Origin of the sequence: Thiorhodococcus minor (assembly GCF_010820565.1) — a bacterium.
Classification (GTDB): Bacteria; Pseudomonadota; Gammaproteobacteria; order Chromatiales; family Chromatiaceae; genus Thiorhodococcus; species Thiorhodococcus minor.
On the sequence record NZ_JAAIJQ010000209.1, the window covers coordinates 1 to 2,467 of the forward strand.

Annotated in this window: 3 protein-coding genes; all 3 read left to right on the top strand. The window is 64.0% G+C overall.

Annotated features, from left to right (window positions below):
• Positions 1-804, top strand: an 804-nt coding sequence (locus G3446_RS26335) for an Rpn family recombination-promoting nuclease/putative transposase (protein ID WP_209262647.1), incomplete at its 5' end; no start/stop codon positions are given.
• 227 nt (positions 805-1,031) lie between these two features.
• A complete protein-coding gene (locus G3446_RS26340) occupies positions 1,032-1,172 on the top strand; it encodes a hypothetical protein (protein WP_164456502.1) in 141 nt (46 codons plus the stop codon).
• Positions 1,173-1,459: 287 nt separating this feature from the next.
• Entirely contained in the window at positions 1,460-2,308 is an 849-nt protein-coding gene (locus G3446_RS26345; RefSeq protein ID WP_164456623.1) for an Rpn family recombination-promoting nuclease/putative transposase, read from the top strand.
• Positions 2,309-2,467: the final 159 nt, after the last annotated feature.

The window sequence follows — 2,467 nt, forward strand, 5'->3', positions numbered from 1 at the left end:
AGGGTCGATCCCAGCATGCCGCTGCGGATGCTGCACTACGTGGCCTGCTTCTACCAGCACCTGATCAAGACCAAGGTGACGACCCCGAGCAAGGGCTTGCCGCCGCTGCTGCCGATGGTGCTCTACAATGGCGGGGAGCGCTGGCGGGTAGCCGAGGACATCTATGTTCAAGTACGCCCCGAGCCGCCGGTGTTCTTGCGCAGCTACCAGCCGCACCTGCGCTACTACGTGATCGACGAGGGCCGCTATACGCGCGAGCAGCTCGGTGAGATCGACACTCCGTTGAGCGGCCTCTTCGAGGTCGAGATCGCCTCGGGGGACCGGGCCTCGCTGCAGGCGGCGGTGGATCGTCTGGTGCGCCTGATCCAGGCCGACCCCAACAAGGCGCGGCTGGACCGGCTGATTACCCGCTGGCTCAAGCGCCACCTGCAGCGCCTGGGCGCGGGGATCGATCTGACACAGATTCACTCATTAGTCGAGGACACAGCCATGTTGGCGGAGAACCTGGAGAGCTGGGCGAAGCGCGAGCGCGAGGAGGGCGAGCGGATTGGGGTCGAGAAGGGCGAGCGGATTGGAATCGAGAAGGGCGAGCGGATTGGGGTCGAGAAGGGCGAGCGGATTGGAATCGAGAAGGGCGAGCGGATTGGAATCGAGAAAGGTCGCGAGGAAGGCCGCTTAGAAACCGCCCAAGAGACCGCTCGCAACCTCATTGCTCTTGGCACCATGACCGAGAGCCAAATTGCCCAAGTCACGGGCCTGAGCGTCGCGCAGGTCGAGGCGCTGCGCGCGTCCGACCCGGACTGAGACGCCGAAAACGCAACAACCCCGAGGCTCAGGGAGCACTCGGGGTTGAAGATCAGACCAGCAAGGTAGGATGGGTAGAGTGACCAAGCTATGACGCTGGCCTTTGGCACGGACGCCGATTGGTCACGAAACCCATCGAGCCACTGACCCGGATGTCAGACGGAAACGCCCTCGGGAAACCGGGGGCGTTTTTGTTTGGGTGCGCGCCTGGGAGGTCGGCGCGGGGGATGATGGGTTTCGCTGCGCTCTACCCATCCTACGTGGTGGCTTGGTTAATCGGCTTCGTCGGCGGGGATGTCGAATGGCGCGCTGCCGCCGACGGGCCAATCGGCGGGGTAAATGCCTTGGCGAACGGCGCGATGGAATGAGCAAGGTAGGATGGGTAGAGTGACCACGCTACGACGCTGACCCTTGGCGCGGACGCCGATTGGTCACGAAACCCATCGAGCTATTGACTCGGGTGTCAGGCTAAAACTACCTCGGGAAACTGGGGGCGTTTTGTCTTGGTGGGCGCCTGCCTGGCTTGTTGGCGCGGGGAATGATGGGTTTCGCTGCGCTCTACCCATCCTACGGGGCGGCGGGAAACTGACCTGGGCGTGTTGCTCGTGCTACCTTCAGGGCTCCAGCCTCATCACCGCCATCAGCGATTCCTCTCATGGCCGCCGAGCTGCTCGACCCCAAGAACGACTACGTCTTCAAGCGCGTCTTCGGCGAAGATCCCGCGCTGGTGGTGGCGCTGATCAACGACCTGCGCCCGGATCTGCCCGAGATCCAGTCGGTGGAGATCCTCAATCCGGGTGTCAACGCCGAGGAGCTGCGCGGGAAGTACATCGTCCTCGACGTGCTGGCGCGCGACGCGGTGGGTCACGCCTACGATATCGAGATCCAGGTGCGCCGTTACGGGGCGTGGCATCAGCGCGCGCTCTACTACCTGGCGCGGATGTTGGCATCGCAACTGGACGCGGGTGAAGACTACGCCCAGCTGCGGGCGGCGGTCGGGATCCACCTCCTGGACTTCGATCTTTTCACCGAGACGCCAGCGCAGTGCGCGCAAGCGCTCTGGCGCTTCGAGATGCGCGACGCGCGTCAGCCGGCGGTGAGCTTGGGGAACCGCTTACAGTTGACTCTGATCGAATTGAAGAAGGCGGATCGTCTGAGACAGGGAACGGGTCCTTTGGGCGACTGGGTGAGCTTTTTCGAGCATTGGCGGGAGGAGAAGACGATGTCCGAGATTGAGCATGGGCCGATTCGCGAGGCGTTGAATCGCGTACGTCAGCTGAGTGCGGATGACGAGGCGCGCCGGATGGCCTTCGTGCGCGAGCGGGCGCTGCGCGACGAGGTCTCCTTGTTGAAAGAGGCGCGTGAGCAAGGTCGTCAGGAGGCCGCTCAAGAAACGGCCCGCAACCTCATTCGGTTGGGCACGATCAGCGACACGCAGATCGCTCAAGCGACGGGCCTGACTGTCGAGCAGGTCGAGGCGTTGCGCCAGTCTCCGCCGCGCTGATTCGCGCAGCCCGCAGCAAGGTAGTCCGCCGCGTGAGCCGGCGGCGCGAAGCCGCGCGGGATTGTCCCGGCGCGTGCAGGGCGCTACAGTTCTCGGCCATCTGGACAGGGGAGATGGGGATGACCAAGCACCACGACACCGGCTACAAGGAGCTGTTCA

Coding starts and splice junctions, on each gene's coding strand:
- G3446_RS26345 (WP_164456623.1), top strand. CDS start 1,460: ATGGCCGCCGAGCTGCTCGACCCCAAGAACGACTACGTCTTCAAGCGC.
- G3446_RS26340 (WP_164456502.1), top strand. CDS start 1,032: ATGATGGGTTTCGCTGCGCTCTACCCATCCTACGTGGTGGCTTGGTTA.